Here is an 18010-nt window from a genome sequence, read left to right on the forward strand (position 1 = left end):
TTTACGAGGCGGCGCGCTCCGTGGGGCGTGCCTTTTTTTTGTTTCCTTCCCCCTTATCTTCTTCGGCGAAGCGGGCGAGCAGCGTCATCATCGGCGGAATGATCAAAAGCGTCAGGACGGCGGAAAGGGTCAGGCCGCCGACGACCACCGAACCCAAGCCCCGGTACAGCTCGGATCCGGCGCCGGGGAAAATCACCAAGGGCAGCATCCCCACGACACTGGTCAGGGTGGACATGAAGATCGGTCTGATCCGGTTGCGTGTCGAGGCGATGATGGCGTCTTCCAGTTCCATGGCGTCCCGGCGCAGATGATAGAGCGTCTGGTGGACGAGCAAAATGGCGTTGTTGACGACGATGCCGATGAGAATGATAAAGCCGAGCAGGGTTAGCATGTCGAGCGGCTGGGGAACGAACAGGTTGAGCAGCGCCAGGCCGCCGACCCCCCCCGCGGTGGCCAGCGGCACCGAAAGAACGATGACGAAGGGATAAATGAAACTCTCGAACAACACCGCCATGACCAGATAAACGATGACGATGGCGATCAGAAGGTTGAGCGCCATGGCGTCCCAGGCCTGGGAAAGTTTATTGGCGGTGCCGGCCAGGTTGACGTGCACGCCCTGGGGCAGGCCGTCCGCGTAAAGCTTCTGCACGACGTCTTTGCGAATCAGGGCGATCGCGCTTTCCAGCGCCATTTTTTTCGATGGACGGACCTGGATGGTGACGGTGCGCTCGCGTTCGATATGGCGAATTTCGGTGGGGCCGGCGGTGACGACGACCTTGGCGAGCGAACTCAGCGGCACGATGGCCCCGCTTGCGGTGACGATCGGCATGGTGGAGACGCCCTGGGTGCGGGTGATGTGTCTTTGCGGTCCCATCAAGGTCAGATCCAGACGCTGCCCATCGACGGTGATCTCGGCGACCCTGAGGCCGTCGTTGAAGGCGTCCACGGTTTGGGTGAACTCCCGTGTGGTGATGGCGTTGTTCGCCAAGCGGGTGGGGTCGGGAATGATCCGCACTTCCGGCGCGCCCAGTTCGAGCCCCGGCCTGGGGCGCAGTTGATTGCCTTCGTCCCGGGGCAGGATTTTCTCGATCAAATCGGTGGCGGTGATGGCGACGGCGAGGATCTTGTTCAGGTCGGGCCCCGAAATGTTGACGTCGATCGACCGCCCGCTGCCCACGGCGCGCCCGAAAAGGGACGGTTGCGACATAAAGCCGAAAGTTCCCGGTTCCTTGAACAAAGGCTTGCGCAAGATCGGGATCAGTTCGCCGGCCCGGGCGGGATCGACGGCGCTGGCGCCGACGAAGGTCGTGGTCGATCGGGCGATGAAGAAAAAATTGGCGATCCGGGGTGGTCCCTTGGCGTCGCTTGCGCCGTCTTTTCGCGGCTGCCACAGTGGGCGCACGGCGTCCTCGATGCGCTGGGCGATCCGGGTCGTGGTGGCGAGGTTGTAGCCGGGCGGCGGGATTACCGCGCCGAAAACCAGATTGCGGTTGCCTTCGGGCAGGTATTCCATTTTAGGCAGGAACAAGAAGCTGCTCGCCCCGCTGACGCCGCAGACGACCAATACGACGACGATCGCCAGGCCCCGGTTGTGGGCGACGCGGTGAGTAAAGGCGACGGCGCTTCGGGTGAACCAACGGGCGAACGGATCGAGCAGGGGCAGGGGGCGCGCGCTCGGGTCTACCGGGGCGGCGCGCAATAACCTGTTGGCCAGGGCGGGGATCACCGTAATGGCGACAATCAGCGACAGCACCACGGAAACCGATATGGCGACGGCGATATCGCGGAAAAGCTGGCCGATTTCCAGTTTCATCACCAAAATCGGGGCGAACACCAAAACCGTGGTCAACACCGAAACCAGCACCGCGCCCCAGACCTGCGCCGCGCCCTTGTAGGCGGCCTCGGCCGGGGGCAGACCTTCCTGGCGCAAGCGGAAGATATTTTCCAAAACGACGATGGCGGCGTCCACCACCATGCCGACGGCGAAGGCGATTCCCGCCAGGGAGATGACGTTAAGCGATCGACCCATCGCCGCCATGGCGACGAACGAGCCGATCACCGAAACCGGGATGGCGACGGAAATGATCAGTGTCGCCGCCCAGGAGCGCAAAAATATATACAAGATGAGCGCCGCCAGCAGGCCGCCGACCCAGATATTCTGCTTTACCAGGTCGATCGCCGAGGTGATATAAACGGTCTCGTCGTAAATTTGCTCCAGCCTTAGTTTTTGCGCCGGAAGAACGCTTCGATTAAGCTCGGCGACGGCCCGCTTCAGGCCTTTCATGACGTCGATCACGTTGGCCCCGGTGTCGCGCACGACACTGATGGCGATGGCCGGCTGACCCTTCCTGCGGATCACGGCGTCGGGTTCAGGGTAGCCGAAGGCGACATGGGCGATATCGCCGATGCGCACTCTGGAAACGTTGCCCGTGGCGGTGTCGGCGATGGTGCGCACGACGACGTTCCTGACCGCTTCGGGGGTTGTCAATTCGCCCTCGGCGCGCACCACGTAACGCCGTTTGCCTTCATCGACCGTGCCCGCCGACACCGACGCGTTGGCCGCGCGCAGGGCGTCGAGGATGCGCCCGACGCCAAGGCCGTACTGGGCCAAGCGGGCGGGTTCGACAATGACCTCCAGGCGGCGGGGAACGTCGCCGAACAGATACGCCCCGGCGACGCCGGGCACCCGTTCCAGGCGGTCTTGAATCACGGTTTCGACAAATGAGCCGTAGCTGCTTAGGGGCCGTGTGTTGCCCGGCGTGCGGACCAGCGAAAAGCGGGCGATGGGCTGGTCCTCGCTGTCGGATGTGTTCAGTGTCGGGCGTTTGACCTCGGCGGGGTAATCCGTCACCCGGTCGAGCCTATTGGCGACCAGCAAAAGCGCCTTGTCCATGTCCTGGCCGACGGCGAATTCCAAGGAAATGGTGGCCCGACCCCGATCCGAGCGCGAGGTCATTTCGTCCAGCCCCTGCAGGCCGCGCAAGGCTTCTTCCTGGCGATTGACGATTTCGCGCTCGACTTCGGCGGGGGCCGCGCCGGGCCATTCGGTGCGCACGTTCAAGACCGGCTTGCGGATGTCGGGAATAAGTTGAATGGGGATCGTCTTCAGCGCTAGAAGACCGAACATCACGACCATTAAAACGGCGGCGATAACGGCAATGGGCCGTTCGATGGCGACTTTGATGAGGTTCATCCGGGCGCGCCTTCGATGCGGACGCTCTGACCGTCCTGTAGGCGCTCGTTGCCGCGCACGACGACCCGCTCGCCGGGGATAAGACCGCCTAAAACCTCGAAGCGCTCGCCCAGCGCCGTCCCCAGGCGCACCGTTTTCAAGACCGCCTTGCCGCCGACGACGACGAAGACCTTGTGCGCGCCATTTTTGATGAGGACGGCGTCCTTGCTCACGCTCACCGCTTCGCGCCGCGCGCCGATGGGAATGCGCAGGGTGACGCTTTGATTGACGACCAGGTCGCGTGTTTTGGCGGCGGTCGTGTCGATGGCAGTGCCCAAGCGCACGATTCGGGTGCGCGTCAGAGGGTTTTCACTGGGTAGGACGGCGCGCACCCAGGCATGGCGCTCGGCGCCGTCGGCAAAGGTATAGGCGATCTCGGCGCCGGGCGTTAGCCCGCCGGTTTTGTCAGCGGGGACGTCGGCCTCGATCTCCAGATGGCGATCGTCGATCATACTGACCACGGGGTCGCCGATGCGTACGTAAGCGCCGACCTCGGTGTGGTGGCGCACCACGACGCCGCCGTAGGGGGCGCGGACATTGGCGTTCTCAAGATCGATTTTCGCCAATTGAAGGGTCGCCCGGGCGCTGGCCACCGCCGCGGCGCTTTCGGCGGCGGCGCTTTTCGCTTTTGCGACTTCCTGGCCGGCGTCGTCGAAACGAGCCGGATTGAAGGCCGACGATTTACGCAGGCGGTCCAGACGCCGCAGAGTCAATTCACGCAATTTCAGCTGCGCTTTCGCGGTATTCAGCGCCGCCGCGGCCTTGGTGAGCTCGGCGTTCTTCAGCGCGACTTTCCAACGCAGGCTTTCGCTATAGAGCACGGCGACGATATCGCCTTTTTCGATGCGCTGGCCGATCTCGGCGGGCATTTGGGCGACGGGCCCGGCGATGCGGGCGGACACGACCCCCGATTGTTTGGCGACCAGGCGGCCGATGATGGGAAACGTTTGATCGGTGAACGTGCGCACCACGGCATCGACGCGCACGTGGGGCGCTTCTTGACCGCCGCCCTTGATTTTTTCCTGGCCTTGGGCGGGGGCGCTCCAGACCGGGGTGAGGGAAAACAGCGCGAGGGCGCCCAGCGCGAGGATACGCCGCCTTTTCGAACGGTGGCGGCGCGAAAGCGGCAAGCCCGGTGGCGACGTCGTTACTGTGGGAGGAATACTCAACTTCACGGCCACGGTCCTTCCCGCCAGGGGGGCATTAAAAGGGCACTATCGGAAGGCTAAAGCGTAAGGGGATTTAAAGGGTGGATCAACAAAGCACTTTCGCGCACCGGCGCGCCGGTGCATCATTTCGGGCGCGCTGCACACGCGAAGGCCCCGCATTGCCACAGTCCCGGGCGAGAATGCCATGACGACCCTATTTTTGACGCACCCGATTTTTTTGCGCCACGATACCGGCCCCGGCCATCCCGAACGGGCGGCGCGTCTGGAGGCCGTGACGCGGGCGTTGGAAGGCGTGAGTTTTGTGCCCCTGCACCGCGCGCAGGCCGATAAGGCAAGTCGCGAAGACCTGTTGCGCGTTCACGACCGCGCTTATGTCGAGGGCGTGTTCGCCCGAATGCCGGCGAAAGGCGTGGTTCATCTGGATCCGGACACCGTGATTTCCCCGCAATCGGGGGAAAGCGCGTTGTTTGCCGTGGGCGCGGTGATGCAGGGCGTCGATGCCGTCCTCGCCGGGCGCGCAGACAACGCCTTTTGCGCCGTGCGCCCGCCCGGCCACCATAGCGAACCGGGCCGCGCCATGGGTTTTTGCCTGTTTAACAACATCGCCGTCGGCGCGCTTTACGCGTTGGAGCATGAGGGCGTCGCGCGGGTCGCGATCGTCGATTTCGACGTGCACCACGGCAACGGCAGCGAAACCGTGGCGCGGGGGCGTGCGGACCTGTTCTACGCCTCGTCGCACCAATCTCCGGCGTACCCCGGCACCGGGCGCGCCGATGATCATGGCCCCCTCGGCAATATTCTGAATGTGGAACTGCCGCCGGGGACGGGATCGGCTGCGTTTCGCGCCGCTTACGTGGATAAAATCCTGCCCGCGGTCGCCGCCTTCGCCCCGGATATGATCTTGCTTTCCGCCGGCTTCGACGGCCACGGGCGCGATCCCCTGGCGGCGCATGACCTAAGTGCGGACGATTACGCCTGGCTGACCGGGGAACTGTGCGCCCTCGCCGGGCGGTGCTGTTCGGGAAGAATCGTATCGGTTCTCGAGGGCGGCTACGACCTGGAGGCCCTCGGCGCTTCGGTCGCGGCGCATGTCGGCGGACTGATGGGCGCGGGGGACTGAACCGTTACCCGGCGGCGATTCCGGGGGCAAAAACCCGGGATTGGCGGGGCATGTCGTCGGGATGGAACCATCCCGGCAATTGGGCGATGCGCCCCAGCCATTTTTCAACCCCCGGCCAGTCCGATATCCGTAAACCGGCCTCGTCCAGCCAATATAAATACGCGCAGCAGGCGATATCGGCGATGGTGGGTATGGGGCCGGTCAGGAACGGCGCTTCGGCGAATTCCTCGTCCAGCCTGTCCAGATCGTCGATGGCGCGGGCGCGCAGGAAGGCGATTTCTTCGCCGTTCGGATCCTTTTTGAAACGCCGGGTAAAACGCAGGTTCGATACCGAAAAACCTATCCGGTTGGCCTCCTAGAAAAGCCATTCCAAGACGCGCCATTGTCGCTCCGGGTCACTCCAAGAGGACGGCGGCGAACGCCGTTCGGAAAAAGCGCCATTCACGGTTGCCCTTGCGGGGGTCTGATCCTAGACTCGCGGCGCAGCGAAACCTTAAGGTTAAGAGATAATGTCCGAACAAAAAGAAGCCGACAACAGCGAAGCCCAAGATATTTCGCAAATGAATTTCGAGGACGCCTTGGGCGAATTGGAAACGATTGTGCGTCAATTGGAAGAAGGGCGTGGCGGTCTCGACGCCTCGATTTCGGCCTACGAACGTGGGGCCGAACTGAAACGCCATTGCGAGGCCAAATTGCAAGAAGCCGAGGCGCGCATTGAAAAAATCATTCCCGGCGCGGGTGGCGTGTTGAAAACCGAACCTCTCGATGTCGAATAACAACAAGGTAGGCGTTTTCACTCATATGGACACATTTCAACGTGCGATGCGCTCATGCGCCCATAAGGTGGAGGGCGTTCTGGACTCTCTTCTCCCCCCCGATGACGGGCCGGAGGGGCGCCTGATGGAAGCGCTGCGCTATGCCGCGCTTGGTGGTGGGAAAAGGGTGCGCCCTTTTTTGACCCTGGCCAGCGCGGCGATGTTTAACGTCGAGGAAAGCCATGCCCTTCGTGTCGCCGCCGCGATCGAAATGGTGCATTGCTATTCCCTGGTCCATGATGACTTGCCGGCGATGGACGACGACGCTGTGCGCCGGGGCCGGGCGACGGTGCACATCCAATTCGACGAGGCCACCGCGATTTTGGCGGGCGACGCTTTGTTAACCCAGGCTTTCGAGGTGCTGGCCGACGCGGCGACCCACCCCGACGCGGCGGTGCGGGTGGAACTGGTCGGTGCGCTGGCCAAGGCGGCGGGCGCGTTCGGCATGGTGGGCGGCCAGATGTTGGATCTTCTCGCCGGTGATCGGGACCTCGCCCTCAGCGAAATTACGCGCTTGCAGAGGATGAAGACGGGAATGTTGATCGCGGTCGCCTGCGAGGCGGGCGGCATCATCGGCAAGGCGACCGAGGGGGCGCGTCATATGTTGCACGCCTATGCTCATGATCTCGGCCTAGCGTTTCAAATCGCCGACGATCTGCTCGACGTCGAGGGCGATGCCGAAACGGTGGGCAAGAAAACAGGTAAGGACGCCCAGCGGGGCAAAGCCACCTTCGTTTCCGCGTTGGGGGTGTCGCGCGCGCGCGAACAGGCGGAAATGCTCTCCCGCCAGGCGGTCGGGCATCTCGACGTCTTCGGCGAAAAAGCCGAACTTCTCAGAAAGTTGGCCGATTACGTCGTTGTCCGAGGCTCGTAATTCCCGCTGCTTTCTTCCGATCCGTGCGCTGGAAAAATCAAAAGTTGTCACAGGGCTTACATAAAGTGCTATGAGTTAGGAATGGTAGGTAACAAGCGCGCGTTCTCACGGTCGCCGCGCGGTCTTCTCCCAAGGAGCTTTCTTTGTCCAAACAGGCGATAACCATCGGGGCGACGCCATTGCTCGACGCCATTCGGTCTCCGGAAGATTTTCGCGGATTTTCGGTTGATGATCTGGTGCGTCTGGCCCGGGAAGTCCGCGAGGAAACGGTGCGCACCGTGTCGATCACCGGCGGGCATCTGGGGGCGTCGCTGGGCGTGGTCGAACTTTCCGTCGCCTTGCACCACGTGTTTGACACGCCCCACGATCGTCTGATCTGGGACGTCGGCCATCAATGTTATCCGCACAAAATTCTTACCGGTCGGCGCGATAAAATGCACACCCTGCGCCAGGGCGGCGGCCTGTCGGGTTTCACCAAGCGTTCGGAAAGTCCTTACGATCCGTTCGGCGCCGGGCATAGTTCGACCTCGATCTCCGCGGGCCTGGGGATGGCGGTAGCGCGCGATCTCGGCGGTGCGCAAGGTAACGTGATCGCGGTGATCGGCGACGGCGCGATGAGCGCCGGGATGGCCTTCGAGGCGATGAACAATGCGGGCTCCATGGATAGCCGCCTGATCGTCATTCTCAACGACAACGACATGTCGATCGCGCCGCCGGTAGGCGCCATGAGCGCGTATCTGTCGCGCCTGATTTCGTCGAAATCGTTCCGCTCGGTGCGCGAACTGGCGAAACAGATATCCAAGCGGCTGCCCAAGGGTCTGGAAGAAGCCGCACGCCGGGCCGAGGAATACGCCCGCGGTTTCGTTACCGGAGGCACCCTGTTCGAGGAAATGGGGTTTTACTACGTCGGCCCGATCGATGGGCACAACCTGGACCATCTGTTGCCGGTATTGAAAAACGTCCGCGACGATAAAGGCGCGGGGCCGGTCCTGATCCACGTCGTGACCCGCAAGGGCAACGGCTACGCCCCGGCGGAAAACGCCCCGGACAAGTATCATGGCGTCGGCAAGTTCGACGTCGTCACCGGTAAACAGGTCAAGGCCAAGCGCAACGCGCCGACCTATACCGAGGTCTTCGCCCGCGCCCTGATCGCCGAAGGGCGGGCCGATGATCGCATTGTCGCGGTGACCGCGGCGATGCCTACGGGAACCGGGGTGGACGCCTTCGCCAAGGAATTTCCCGAGCGGGTCTTCGACGTCGGCATCGCCGAACAGCACGCCGTGACCTTCAGCGCCGGCCTCGCCGCCGAAGGGTACAAACCGTTCTGCGCCCTGTATTCGACGTTCTTGCAGCGTGGTTACGACCAAGTGGTGCACGATGTGGTTCTTCAGGGCCTTCCCGTGCGTTTCGCCATCGACCGCGCCGGACTGGTCGGCGCCGACGGGGCGACCCATGCCGGCGCTTTCGATCTGGCCTATTTGTGTTGCCTGCCGTCGATGGTGGTGATGGCCCCGGCCGACGAGGGTGAACTGATGCACGCCGTGGCGACGGCGCGGGCTTATGACGACGGGCCGTCGGCGTTTCGCTATCCGCGCGGCGAGGGCGTCGGGGTCGATTTGCCCGAACGCGGCCACGTGTTGGAGATCGGTCGCGGGCGGGTCGTCCGCCGGGGAAGCGCCGTGGCGCTGTTGTCCTTGGGGACACGCTTGGGGGCGGCGCGGGAGGCCGCCGATATTCTGGCCGGTCACGGCTTGGCGATAAGCGTCGCCGATGCCCGTTTCGCCAAGCCGATCGATCATGACTTGGTTCGCGAACTGGCCCGCACGCACGAGGTGTTGATCACCATCGAAGAGGGCGCTCAGGGTGGATTCGGGGCGCATGTCCTGCATTTCCTCGCCAACGAGGGACTGTTGGACGGTGGCCTTAAAATGCGCACCATGACCCTGCCCGATCATTTTATGGATCACGATGCGCCGGGTGTTCAACTTGAAAAGGCGGGGTTGACGGCCCGCGCCATCGTCGCCCAAGTTTTGGAAACTTTGGGTAAGGACAGCGTCGATGCGGCGCATCCCGCCAGAGCTTAGAATTCCCCGGCGGTCTTACCGACAATGAACGATACCCCCAAAAAGCCCAAGGCGGCGAAAGTCAGGCTCGACCAATTGCTGGTCGATCGCGGCTTGGCGGAAAGTCGCCCGCGCGCCCAAGCGATGGTGATGGCGGGCCAAGTTCTGAGCAACACCCGCCGCCTCGACAAGTCGGGTCTCAAGGTCGCCCAGGATATCGCGATCGAACTCAAGGGCCAAGATCACCCTTGGGTGTCGCGAGGTGGCTTGAAACTGGAGCGCGGCCTAAACGCCTTCGCGATCGACCCCACGGGGGCGCTCTGCATCGATGTCGGGGCCTCGACCGGGGGGTTCACCGATGTTTTGTTGCAGCGCGGCGCGGCGCGGGTTTACGCGGTCGATGTCGGCCATGGCCAATTGGCGTGGAAACTGCGCGGCGACCCCCGTGTCGTCGTTCTGGAACGCACCAATGCGCGCCATTTGGGTGCGGAACAAATCCCCGAGATGATCGACCTGGTGGTCTGTGACGCCAGCTTTATCGGCCTGCGGACCGTGCTGCCCGCGGCGCTGGGTTTGGTGCGCCCCGGTGGGGCGGTGGTCGCCCTGATCAAGCCGCAGTTCGAAGTCGGCAAGGGCCGGGTCGGCAAGGGCGGCGTGGTGCGCGATCCCGTATTGCACCGTGAGGTTTGCGCGGATATCGAAGGCTGGTTGTCCGGGCTTGCCGGGTGGACCGTTCTGGGGATCGATGAAAGCCCGATCAAAGGGCCGCAGGGCAATGTCGAATTTTTGATCGGGGGGCGCTTTGACGGCGCGCCCGCGGCGGCGGACGCCAAAATGTCGCCTGCGCCGACCGATCAATGATCGCTGGGTTGGGCGACGGGGTCCAACAGGCCGGTATCGTAAGCTTTTCCCTGCGCCGTGAGCGTGACGGCCCTGGGAAAAGCCGCACGGATTAACCCCTTGCGCTGGAGGGCGATCCACACGGCCTCGTTTTGAAAGCCGCTGGCGTCGCGCGCCGAAACCACCAACCCACCGACATGAACGTGATCGCCGTGAGGATGGGGGAGAACCGTCAGCAGGGACTCACCGGTTTGAGCGTCATGGCTGGAGGTGTCGGGATGGCGCGCCAGTTCCTGCATCAATGCCAAGGTGCGCAGTTGAAGTTTATTCAGCTTCAGGGGGTTTTTGCGAGGGGGCATAGGGGATGTGTCGCCTTGTTTCCGAACCGAAGGGGCCGTCATGATGCCCGCTTTTACGCTCGGGGGTAAGCAAAAAAAACCGCCCATTACGGGCGGTTGACGTATTCCGTTGAGGATATTCGTCGTGTGCGAAGCGGGGGGGGCCTTAGTCGGTCTCGACCGGAAGGCCGCCGTCTTTCCAGGCGTTGAGCCCACCCACCATGTTATAGACCCCGCCGAGACCGACGGCGACAAGCTGTTTGGCCGCCGCCGCCGAGCGCTTGCCCACGGCGCAATGCAGGATGATCTTCTGCGCCGCGATCCAGGGGAAATGTTCGGCGTCGAAAAACGACAGGGGCATCAGGAAGGCGCCGGGAATACGTTCGTTTTCGTATTCGCTAACCTCGCGGACATCAACCAGGAACGCTTCGCCCTCGCGCACCATGGCCGCGGCTTCGTGGGCGGTGCATTCGTTAACGATGGGGGCGGGTTCGATGGGTAAGGCGTGAACACTCATCTGATGTTTCCTCGGCGTAAACTGTTTGGGCGTAGGCAGTTCGTTCGGGGTTCCGCGGGCCGAACAGAGAATAATAAGGCGGATCCGCAATTAAACTGCATTTGTATTGTTCTTTATAATATACACACAATTTTAAATGTCAATTTATTTTAAATAACTAAATAAAAATGTAAAAATAGATCAAAAACCAAATTCCGAAAAAAGGTAATTTATAAAAATATATTTTATTTCAGGATGTTATAAGATGTTAACCGCATTGCGCCTTATGCCGTAGCAGATGGTCGGCCAAGGTGATCGCCACCATGGCCTCACCGACGGGAACCGCCCGAATGCCGACGCATGGGTCGTGACGGCCCTTGGTGACGATCGTGGTCTCTCGCCCGCCGGTGGTCAGTGTTTGTCGGGGCTTGAGAATCGAGCTGGTGGGTTTGACGGCGAAGCGCGCGACAATATCCTGGCCGCTGGAAATACCGCCCAAGGTGCCCCCGGCGTTGTTGGAGAGGAACGCGGGCGTTCCATTCTCGAGGTGAATTTCGTCGGCGTTTTCCTCGCCGCGCAGGGCGGCGGCGGCGAATCCGGCGCCGATTTCAATCCCCTTGACGGCGGGGATCGACATTAGGGCCTTGGCGATGTCGGCGTCGAGGCGATCGAAAACGGGGGCGCCGAGGCCCGCCGGAACGCCCGAGGCGATGATTTCGACGACGGCGCCGATGCTCGACCCGTCCTTGCGGATGGCGTCGAGATAGGTCGCCCACTGTTCGGCGGCGCGGGGATCGGGACAGAAAAAAGGATTTTTGTCGATCTCGTCCCAATTCCAGCGCGCCCGGTCGATGGCGTTGTCCCCGACGGCGATCAGCGCGCCGCGAACGGCGATCCCGCCTCCCAGCACCTTGCGCGCGACCGCCCCGGCGGCGACGCGCGTCGCGGTCTCGCGCGCGCTGGACCGTCCGCCGCCGCGATAATCGCGTACGCCGTATTTCTTGAAATAGGTATAGTCGGCGTGACCGGGGCGGAATTTGTCCTTGATGTCGCCGTAATCCTTGGAGCGTTGATCTTGGTTGACGATCAAAAGGCCAATCGGCGTTCCCGTGGTGCGGCCTTCGAAGACGCCGGAGAGAATTTGCACGACGTCGGGTTCGCGGCGCTGGGTGGTGAAGCGCGATTGCCCCGGTTTTCGCCGATCGAGATCGGCTTGGATGTCGCCTTCGCACAGGGCGATTCCGGGGGGAACGCCGTCGATGACGCACCCGATCGCGGGGCCGTGGCTTTCACCGAAGGTGCCGACCTTGAACAGGTGGCCGAAGGAATTACCGGTCATGATGGGATCAATGCGCTTTATACGGTGGAAATATCGGGGGCGTCGACGGCCTTCATGCCGACGATGTTATAGCCGCTATCGACGTGGTGGATTTCGCCGGTAACGCCGTTGGATAGGTTCGACAGGAGGTAAAGTCCGGCGCCGCCGACGTCTTCGAGACTGACGTTGCGCTTGAGCGGCGCGTTGAGCTCGTTCCATTTCAAGATATAGCGGAAGTCACCGATCCCCGACGCCGCGAGCGTTTTCATCGGTCCCGCCGAGAGGGCGTTGACGCGGACGTTTTGGGCCCCCATATCCGCCGCCAGATAGCGCACGCTGGCCTCCAACGCCGCCTTGGCGACGCCCATCACGTTGTAGTGGGGAATGACTTTTTCGGCGCCGTAGTAGGTCAGCGTCAGCAGGCTGCCGCCATCGTTCATCAGGGGGGCGGCGCGCTGACATACGGCGGTGAAGGAATAGCATGAAATATCCAGGCTTCGATTGAAGTTTTCCCGCGTCGTGTCGAGGTAACGCCCCTTCAGTTCGTCTTTGTCGGAATAAGCGACGGCGTGGACGACAAAGTCCAGGGCGCCCCATTTTTCCTGCAAGTGGGTGAAAACGGCATCGACACTGCCTTCGTCGGTAACGTCGCAAGGCAAGACGATCTCGGCGCCGACCTCCCCGGCGAGCGGAGTGATGCGCTTTAGCAAAGCCTCACCCTGATAGGTAAAAGCTAATTCCGCGCCTTGCGCATGAGCCGCCTTGGCGATCCCCCATGCGATCGAGCGGTTGTTGGCAACCCCCATGATCAAGCCCTTTTTGCCTTCCATCAACGCCGTATTCGCGGTCATTTTCCCCTCTTTCGTCTTGATCAAAGAAAAACGTCGGGCGCGATCCGGCGCCGTAGACGTTTGCTGCATCCTACACGAAATGCCTTCCCTGCAAAACCGGAGTATCCCTGTATGATGGGGGTCGCCCGTTTACATTTTAGACACGTTCATATTGGTTATATGCTATTTTTTCGCCGAAGCACCTTTAAAAAAAACCTTTGATGGGAATAGGTTAATGCGTCAAGATTTCGTTCCCGAACTGAAACGCTTCGCCATTGTCGTTTGGCGGCGGTTCGTCGATGACAGGTGCATGCGCGTCGCGGCGGCGCTCAGCTATACGACGCTCTTGTCTGTGGTGCCCCTCAGTGCGATCGCCTTTGCGATTTTGCGGGGCTTTCCAGTTTTCAAGGGGGTGCGGGCCGATATCCAGACCTGGGTGTTTCAAAATTTTCTCCCCGACGCCATCGAAAACGTCAATCAGCACTTGGATCATTATATCGCCAACACGGGGGGGATGACGGCCCTGGGGATCGTTGGTCTGGCGGTTACCGCGATTTTACTGTTCGCGACCATAGAATCGGCGCTTAACGAAATTTTTCGGGTCGCCCAGGCGCGGGCGCTGATCCCTCGACTGTTGATTTTTTGGTCGGTGATCACCCTGGGGCCGTTGTTGATGGGGGCCAGTTTTTCCGTCGGCGGCTATGTTTTTATCCAAAATAACGTTGCTCAAATCGACATGTTGAGGGGGCTTTGGGGTTGGGTCACCCGGCTTTTGCCCACGTTATTGTCGATGGCGGCGTTTACGGTATTTTACACCGCCGTGCCCAATCGTCCGGTGCGTCTTATGCATGGCCTGATCGGGGGGGTGATCGCGGGGCTCTTGTTCGCCCTTTTGCGCAAGGGGTTCACGCTGTATGTTCTGGCTTTCCCCGCCTACGAAACCATGTACGGCGCAGTGTCGTCGATCCCGTTTTTTCTGGTTTGGCTTTTCCTGTCATGGGCGGTGGTATTGATCGGTGCGGTCGTGTGCGCGGCGCTGCCGTCGTGGGCGACCCCCCTTGCGGAAGCGCGGGCGGCGGGTGGCGCTCCCCTACGGCCCGGCGAAAAATTGGCCCTGGCGGTCGAGGTGGCGGGCCATCTCGATCAAGGCGCGCGCACGGGGGAATTGTGCACTCGCGAAACCCTGACACGTGATGTTCATCACCACGGTGACGACCTGGACGCGATGTTGGAGATTCTAGAAAAGGCGGGAATTATCGCGCTTTGCGAGAATGGTCGTTATTTGTTCGCCCGCGATCTGGATTCGGTAACGATTTTAGACCTCTATCGCGCCCTGGGGCTGGATGTCGAGCTGCAAAACGAAAGCGCACGGCAGACGCCCTGGCGTGCGGCGTTGGCGCGCACCTTGCGGGGGCTCGGCGAAAGTCAGCACGATCATCTGGCCCGTTCTTTGAAAACGATCGTCCGCCCCGAGTAGGGGGGGGCTTACTTGCTTTTCGCGCGCGGATCGTAGGGGTGTTTCGCCGCCCATTTTTCGACGAACTTGGTCAATTCCGCATCGGGTTTTGGCGGCAGGGCCAATGACAGGATGACATAATGATCGCCGCGCGGGCCGCCTTTGCCGCCATCCTTGCTTTTGGGGATGCCTTTTTCCTTCAGGCGCAGTTTCGATCCGCTGTTGGATCCGGGGGGGACGCCCAGCGTCACCATGCCGTCGATGGTGGGGATATCGATTTTCGCGCCCAGAACGGCCTCGGGTAAGGATATCGGAACGGTGGTGTAGACATCATGGCCCTTGCGGCTGAACACGGGATCGTCGAGAACCTGAATTTCGACATGGGCGTCGCCGTTTTCGCCGCCCCCGGAGCCGACCATACCCTGACCTTTCAGGCGCAGAATTTGACCGTTTTCCGTGCCCGGCGGGATCAACACCTTGAGGCGCTTGCCGTTCGCGATTTTAATATGACGTACGCCGCCCATGGCGGCTTCGACGAAGTCCGATGTCAGGGTGTAAGCAACGTTCGCGCCCTTGCTTTTGAAGACTCCCGCGCGATTTCTGAAAAATGCGTCGAAGCGGCTCTCTCCGCCGTCGCCCGCCTTTTCGCCGCCCGTTCCCCCAGAGTGCCGCGAAGTCCAGGCGGTTTCGCGTTGGCGATAGGCATGAGCGGCGTCGCGCCAGGCGGAACCCGCCGCCGCCCGCCGCGTTCGTAGCGGTCGTCCCGCAGCGTCGATATCGCCGTTATCGAACGCGGCGCGCTTCTTCGGGTCGGAAAGCAGGGCGTAGGCGGCGGCGATTTCCCTGAACCGGTCCACGGTCCGAGGATCGGTTTCGCCGCCGCCCTGGCGGCTATCCGGGTGGTACTTGCGGGCCAGGGCGCGGTAGGTCTTTTTTATTTCGTCCTGGCTGGCGCCGGTAGGGATGCCCAAGGTCGCATACGGATCGTTCATATGTCGTTTTCACCAATCCGGACGGATACGTTCCGTCGTCGGGGTCTATACTTATTGTTGAATTTTCCATGTGCCGTCACTTTGGCGACAGGCCGTCCCGGTGGCGGTTTCTTCCTTGCCGCCGATATAAACGGTGGTTTCAAACTCACGGCAGTTGACGCCGGCGTCGTTTCGGTACGTACGTATCGGGGTGACGCTGCCCGAGTGGCCGCTGTCGGGATTGCTCCAAGTCGAAGTTTGGCCGCTGGGCTCCGTTTCCAAGGCTTTTTGGGTCGTCCGTTCGGCGTACATGCGGTCTACTTTGTCCATGGATTTTCCGATCTCACCCCCCATGACCGCGCCCAGCAGGACGCCGATAATGGTGCCTGCGGTCTTGCCCTTTCCGCTGCCGACATTGCTGCCCAGCACGCCGCCCAGCACGCCGCCGACGACAGAGCCTGCCTGCTGTTTTTGTTGGCCGGTTTCGGCGCACGCGCTCAAGGTCGCCGCCAGGGCAATGATGGTGATTGCGTATTTGAATCTCATTGGTCTCGAACTCCTCAATAAAGCCTGGGCTTGCATACGGCGCAAAAACGCAAGGTGGGGATAGGGCTTTATCCCCCGCCTAAAGTAGCACAATATGAGAAAAACCTTTCAAACATGTTATCGCGGGTATGTTATTCGAATTATCGCAGAGCGGCCACTTCTTACGCCCGGGGTTTTGTGCATGCAATGGGCTTTTCGTATAAAACCTACGACGCCAACTGACATCTCACTCCTGGAATAAATTTAAGGCGGACATCCATGACGTCAATGACCGACATCACAATTCACGATGATAGCGAACCGATCGCCTTGTTTAGGCGGTGGTTAGCCGAGGCCGAAGAGAGCGAGCCCAACGACGCGAGCGCGATGGCCCTGGCCAGCGCGACAAAGGATGGCGCGCCGTCGGTGCGCATGGTGTTGCTGAAAGGGCTTGATGAGCGTGGGTTCGTTTTTTATACCAACCTGGGCAGTCGCAAGGCTGCGGAATTGAATGAAAACCCTCGTGCGGCGTTGGTCTTTCACTGGAAGTCGCTACGCCGCCAGGTGCGCGTCGTCGGCGAGGTCGAACCCGTTTCGGCGGCGGAGGCCGACGCCTATTACGCCTCGCGACCGCGCGATTCGCGGATCGGGGCCTGGGCGTCCAGGCAATCGCAGCCCTTGCAGGGGATGTTTGAACTGGAGAAGCGGGTGGCTAAGTTCGCCGCCAAATTCATGATCGGGGATATTCCTCGACCGGACTTTTGGTCGGGTTATCGGGTTGTTCCCGACGAAATCGAATTTTGGAGCGATCGACCGTTTCGTTTGCACGAACGGGTGGTTTATCATCGCCGCGACGATGGCTGGCGCAGCGAAAGGCTTTACCCGTGATCTTACGCTCCGCGCGCGGCGTGATTTCGATACGTCCGTGCGGCGGACCGCCGCACCCAGGCCATTTGGAATAAGCCCCCCCATCTCCGACGACCCGGAACATGCTATGAGCGAAGACAGCCCGACACCGAGTGTACGCGAAAGGAACGAACGTTTGATGCGTCTGGCGACCTATGCCTCGGTTGGCGTCGCCCTGGCCTTAATCGTGACCAAGTTCGTCGCCTGGGTCGCGACCGATTCGATTAGTCTGCTTTCGACCCTGATAGATTCTCTCCTGGATATGGCGGCGTCTTTGTTGAATTTGCTCGCCGTGCGTCACGCCTTGCAACCGGCCGACGAAGAGCACCGCTTCGGTCACGGCAAGGCGGAATCCTTATCGGGATTGGCGCAGGCGGCGTTTATTTGCGGTTCGGCTTTGTTCTTGTTTGTCGAGGCGTCTAGTCGTCTCTACCATCCCGCGGCGATCGTTAACACCACGGTTGGATATGTGGTGATGGTTTTTTCGATTTTGACGACCTTGGTGTTGGTGTGGTTTCAGCGCCATGTCGTTCGGCGCACCGGATCGCTGGCTATCAGCGCGGATTCCACCCACTATCAGATGGATATCCTGATCAATTTTAGCGTGATCGTGTCGTTGGCGTTGTCTCAAAATTTGGGGTGGGTATACGCCGACCCGGTGTTCGCCATTGGAATCTCGGCGTACATCATCTATGGCGCTTACCAGATCGGTTACGAGGCCCTGCATGTTTTGATGGACCGCGAATTGCCCGACGACGCGCGCGCGCGGATACGGGAAATCGTTCTTGGTCATCCCGGTGTCAGCGACATGCATGATCTGCGCACGCGTAAATCGGGGCCTGATGTTTTTATTCAGATGCATATCGAAATGGACGGTAAAATGAGCCTTCGTCGCGCCCACGATATTTCCGAGGACGTCATGCGCCGCGTCGCGACGGCCTTTCCCAACGCGGAAGTTCTTATCCATGAGGACCCGGAAGGGATTGACGAAGAACGCCCAAGTTTTGCCGTGAATTGATCATGCGGACCCTCACCATCGGTAAAGGCCCGCACGGTA

17 protein-coding genes are annotated in these 18010 nt (G+C 61.2%); 8 read left to right on the plus strand and 9 right to left on the minus strand.

Annotated features, from left to right (window positions below):
• Position 1 precedes the first annotated feature (1 nt).
• Both P3M64_RS00860 and P3M64_RS00865 read right to left on the minus strand, forming a co-directional pair.
• Positions 2-3193, minus strand: a complete 3192-nt coding sequence (locus P3M64_RS00860) for an efflux RND transporter permease subunit (protein ID WP_132940052.1) — start codon at positions 3191-3193, stop codon at positions 2-4.
• Entirely contained in the window at positions 3190-4407 is a 1218-nt protein-coding gene (locus P3M64_RS00865) for an efflux RND transporter periplasmic adaptor subunit (RefSeq protein WP_165886403.1), read from the minus strand. The genes P3M64_RS00860 and P3M64_RS00865 overlap by 4 nt, the downstream gene beginning before the upstream one ends.
• Before the next feature lie 178 nt (positions 4408-4585).
• On the opposite strand from P3M64_RS00865, the gene P3M64_RS00870 reads away from it, so the two are divergent.
• A complete protein-coding gene (locus P3M64_RS00870; protein WP_132940050.1) occupies positions 4586-5521 on the plus strand; it encodes a histone deacetylase family protein in 936 nt (311 codons plus the stop codon).
• A gap of 4 nt (positions 5522-5525) precedes the next feature.
• Here P3M64_RS00870 and P3M64_RS14390 read toward each other — a convergent pair whose 3' ends face one another.
• Positions 5526-5864, minus strand: a complete 339-nt coding sequence (locus tag P3M64_RS14390) for a glutathione S-transferase family protein (RefSeq protein WP_132940091.1) — start codon at positions 5862-5864, stop codon at positions 5526-5528.
• 166 nt (positions 5865-6030) lie between these two features.
• On the opposite strand from P3M64_RS14390, the gene P3M64_RS00880 reads away from it, so the two are divergent.
• The 4 genes from P3M64_RS00880 to P3M64_RS00895 all read left to right on the plus strand — a co-directional run bounded on the left by P3M64_RS00880 (position 6031) and on the right by P3M64_RS00895 (position 10134).
• Positions 6031-6297 (plus strand): exodeoxyribonuclease VII small subunit, encoded by a 267-nt coding sequence (locus tag P3M64_RS00880; RefSeq protein WP_132940049.1) that lies wholly within the window; start codon positions 6031-6033, stop codon positions 6295-6297.
• 25 nt (positions 6298-6322) lie between these two features.
• Positions 6323-7210, plus strand: a complete 888-nt coding sequence (locus P3M64_RS00885; protein WP_132940048.1) for a polyprenyl synthetase family protein — start codon at positions 6323-6325, stop codon at positions 7208-7210.
• 143 nt (positions 7211-7353) lie between these two features.
• Positions 7354-9294 carry a 1-deoxy-D-xylulose-5-phosphate synthase gene (dxs, locus tag P3M64_RS00890; protein ID WP_243644871.1) on the plus strand — a complete coding sequence of 647 codons (1941 nt, stop codon included), beginning with the start codon at positions 7354-7356 and terminating at the stop codon, positions 9292-9294.
• A 24-nt stretch (positions 9295-9318) separates the two neighbouring features.
• Positions 9319-10134 carry a TlyA family RNA methyltransferase gene (locus P3M64_RS00895; RefSeq protein WP_132940047.1) on the plus strand — a complete coding sequence of 272 codons (816 nt, stop codon included), beginning with the start codon at positions 9319-9321 and terminating at the stop codon, positions 10132-10134.
• Here P3M64_RS00895 and P3M64_RS00900 read toward each other — a convergent pair.
• From P3M64_RS00900 to fabI, 4 genes are all read right to left on the minus strand, one after another.
• Positions 10128-10472, minus strand: coding sequence for a hypothetical protein (locus tag P3M64_RS00900; protein WP_132940046.1), 345 nt, complete (start codon positions 10470-10472; stop codon positions 10128-10130). The two genes, P3M64_RS00895 and P3M64_RS00900, sit on opposite strands and share 7 nt — an antisense overlap.
• Before the next feature lie 145 nt (positions 10473-10617).
• Positions 10618-10968 (minus strand): rhodanese-like domain-containing protein, encoded by a 351-nt coding sequence (locus P3M64_RS00905; RefSeq protein WP_132940045.1) that lies wholly within the window; start codon positions 10966-10968, stop codon positions 10618-10620.
• A gap of 247 nt (positions 10969-11215) precedes the next feature.
• Complete coding sequence (aroC, locus tag P3M64_RS00910; RefSeq protein WP_132940044.1) at positions 11216-12286, minus strand: chorismate synthase; 1071 nt, start codon at positions 12284-12286, stop codon at positions 11216-11218.
• A gap of 17 nt (positions 12287-12303) precedes the next feature.
• Entirely contained in the window at positions 12304-13116 is an 813-nt protein-coding gene (gene fabI, locus P3M64_RS00915) for an enoyl-ACP reductase FabI (protein ID WP_132940043.1), read from the minus strand.
• Positions 13117-13330: 214 nt separating this feature from the next.
• Between fabI and P3M64_RS00920 the strand changes: the two genes are divergently transcribed.
• Positions 13331-14572 (plus strand): YihY family inner membrane protein, encoded by a 1242-nt coding sequence (locus P3M64_RS00920; RefSeq protein WP_132940042.1) that lies wholly within the window; start codon positions 13331-13333, stop codon positions 14570-14572.
• 8 nt (positions 14573-14580) lie between these two features.
• On the opposite strand, the gene P3M64_RS00925 is transcribed toward P3M64_RS00920, so the two are convergent.
• Entirely contained in the window at positions 14581-15543 is a 963-nt protein-coding gene (locus P3M64_RS00925; RefSeq protein ID WP_132940041.1) for a DnaJ C-terminal domain-containing protein, read from the minus strand.
• A gap of 51 nt (positions 15544-15594) precedes the next feature.
• Positions 15595-16068: an RT0821/Lpp0805 family surface protein gene (locus P3M64_RS00930; protein ID WP_132940040.1), complete on the minus strand. Its 474-nt coding sequence runs from the start codon at positions 16066-16068 to the stop codon at positions 15595-15597.
• A 267-nt stretch (positions 16069-16335) separates the two neighbouring features.
• Between P3M64_RS00930 and pdxH the strand changes: the two genes are divergently transcribed.
• Together pdxH and P3M64_RS00940 are read left to right on the plus strand one after the other, a co-directional pair.
• Positions 16336-16935 carry a pyridoxamine 5'-phosphate oxidase gene (gene pdxH / locus P3M64_RS00935; protein ID WP_132940089.1) on the plus strand — a complete coding sequence of 200 codons (600 nt, stop codon included), beginning with the start codon at positions 16336-16338 and terminating at the stop codon, positions 16933-16935.
• A 106-nt stretch (positions 16936-17041) separates the two neighbouring features.
• Positions 17042-17971 carry a cation diffusion facilitator family transporter gene (locus P3M64_RS00940; protein ID WP_165886402.1) on the plus strand — a complete coding sequence of 310 codons (930 nt, stop codon included), beginning with the start codon at positions 17042-17044 and terminating at the stop codon, positions 17969-17971.
• Positions 17972-18010: the final 39 nt, after the last annotated feature.

The organism is Varunaivibrio sulfuroxidans, from assembly GCF_029318635.1.
GTDB lineage: Bacteria > Pseudomonadota > Alphaproteobacteria > Rhodospirillales > Magnetovibrionaceae > Varunaivibrio > Varunaivibrio sulfuroxidans.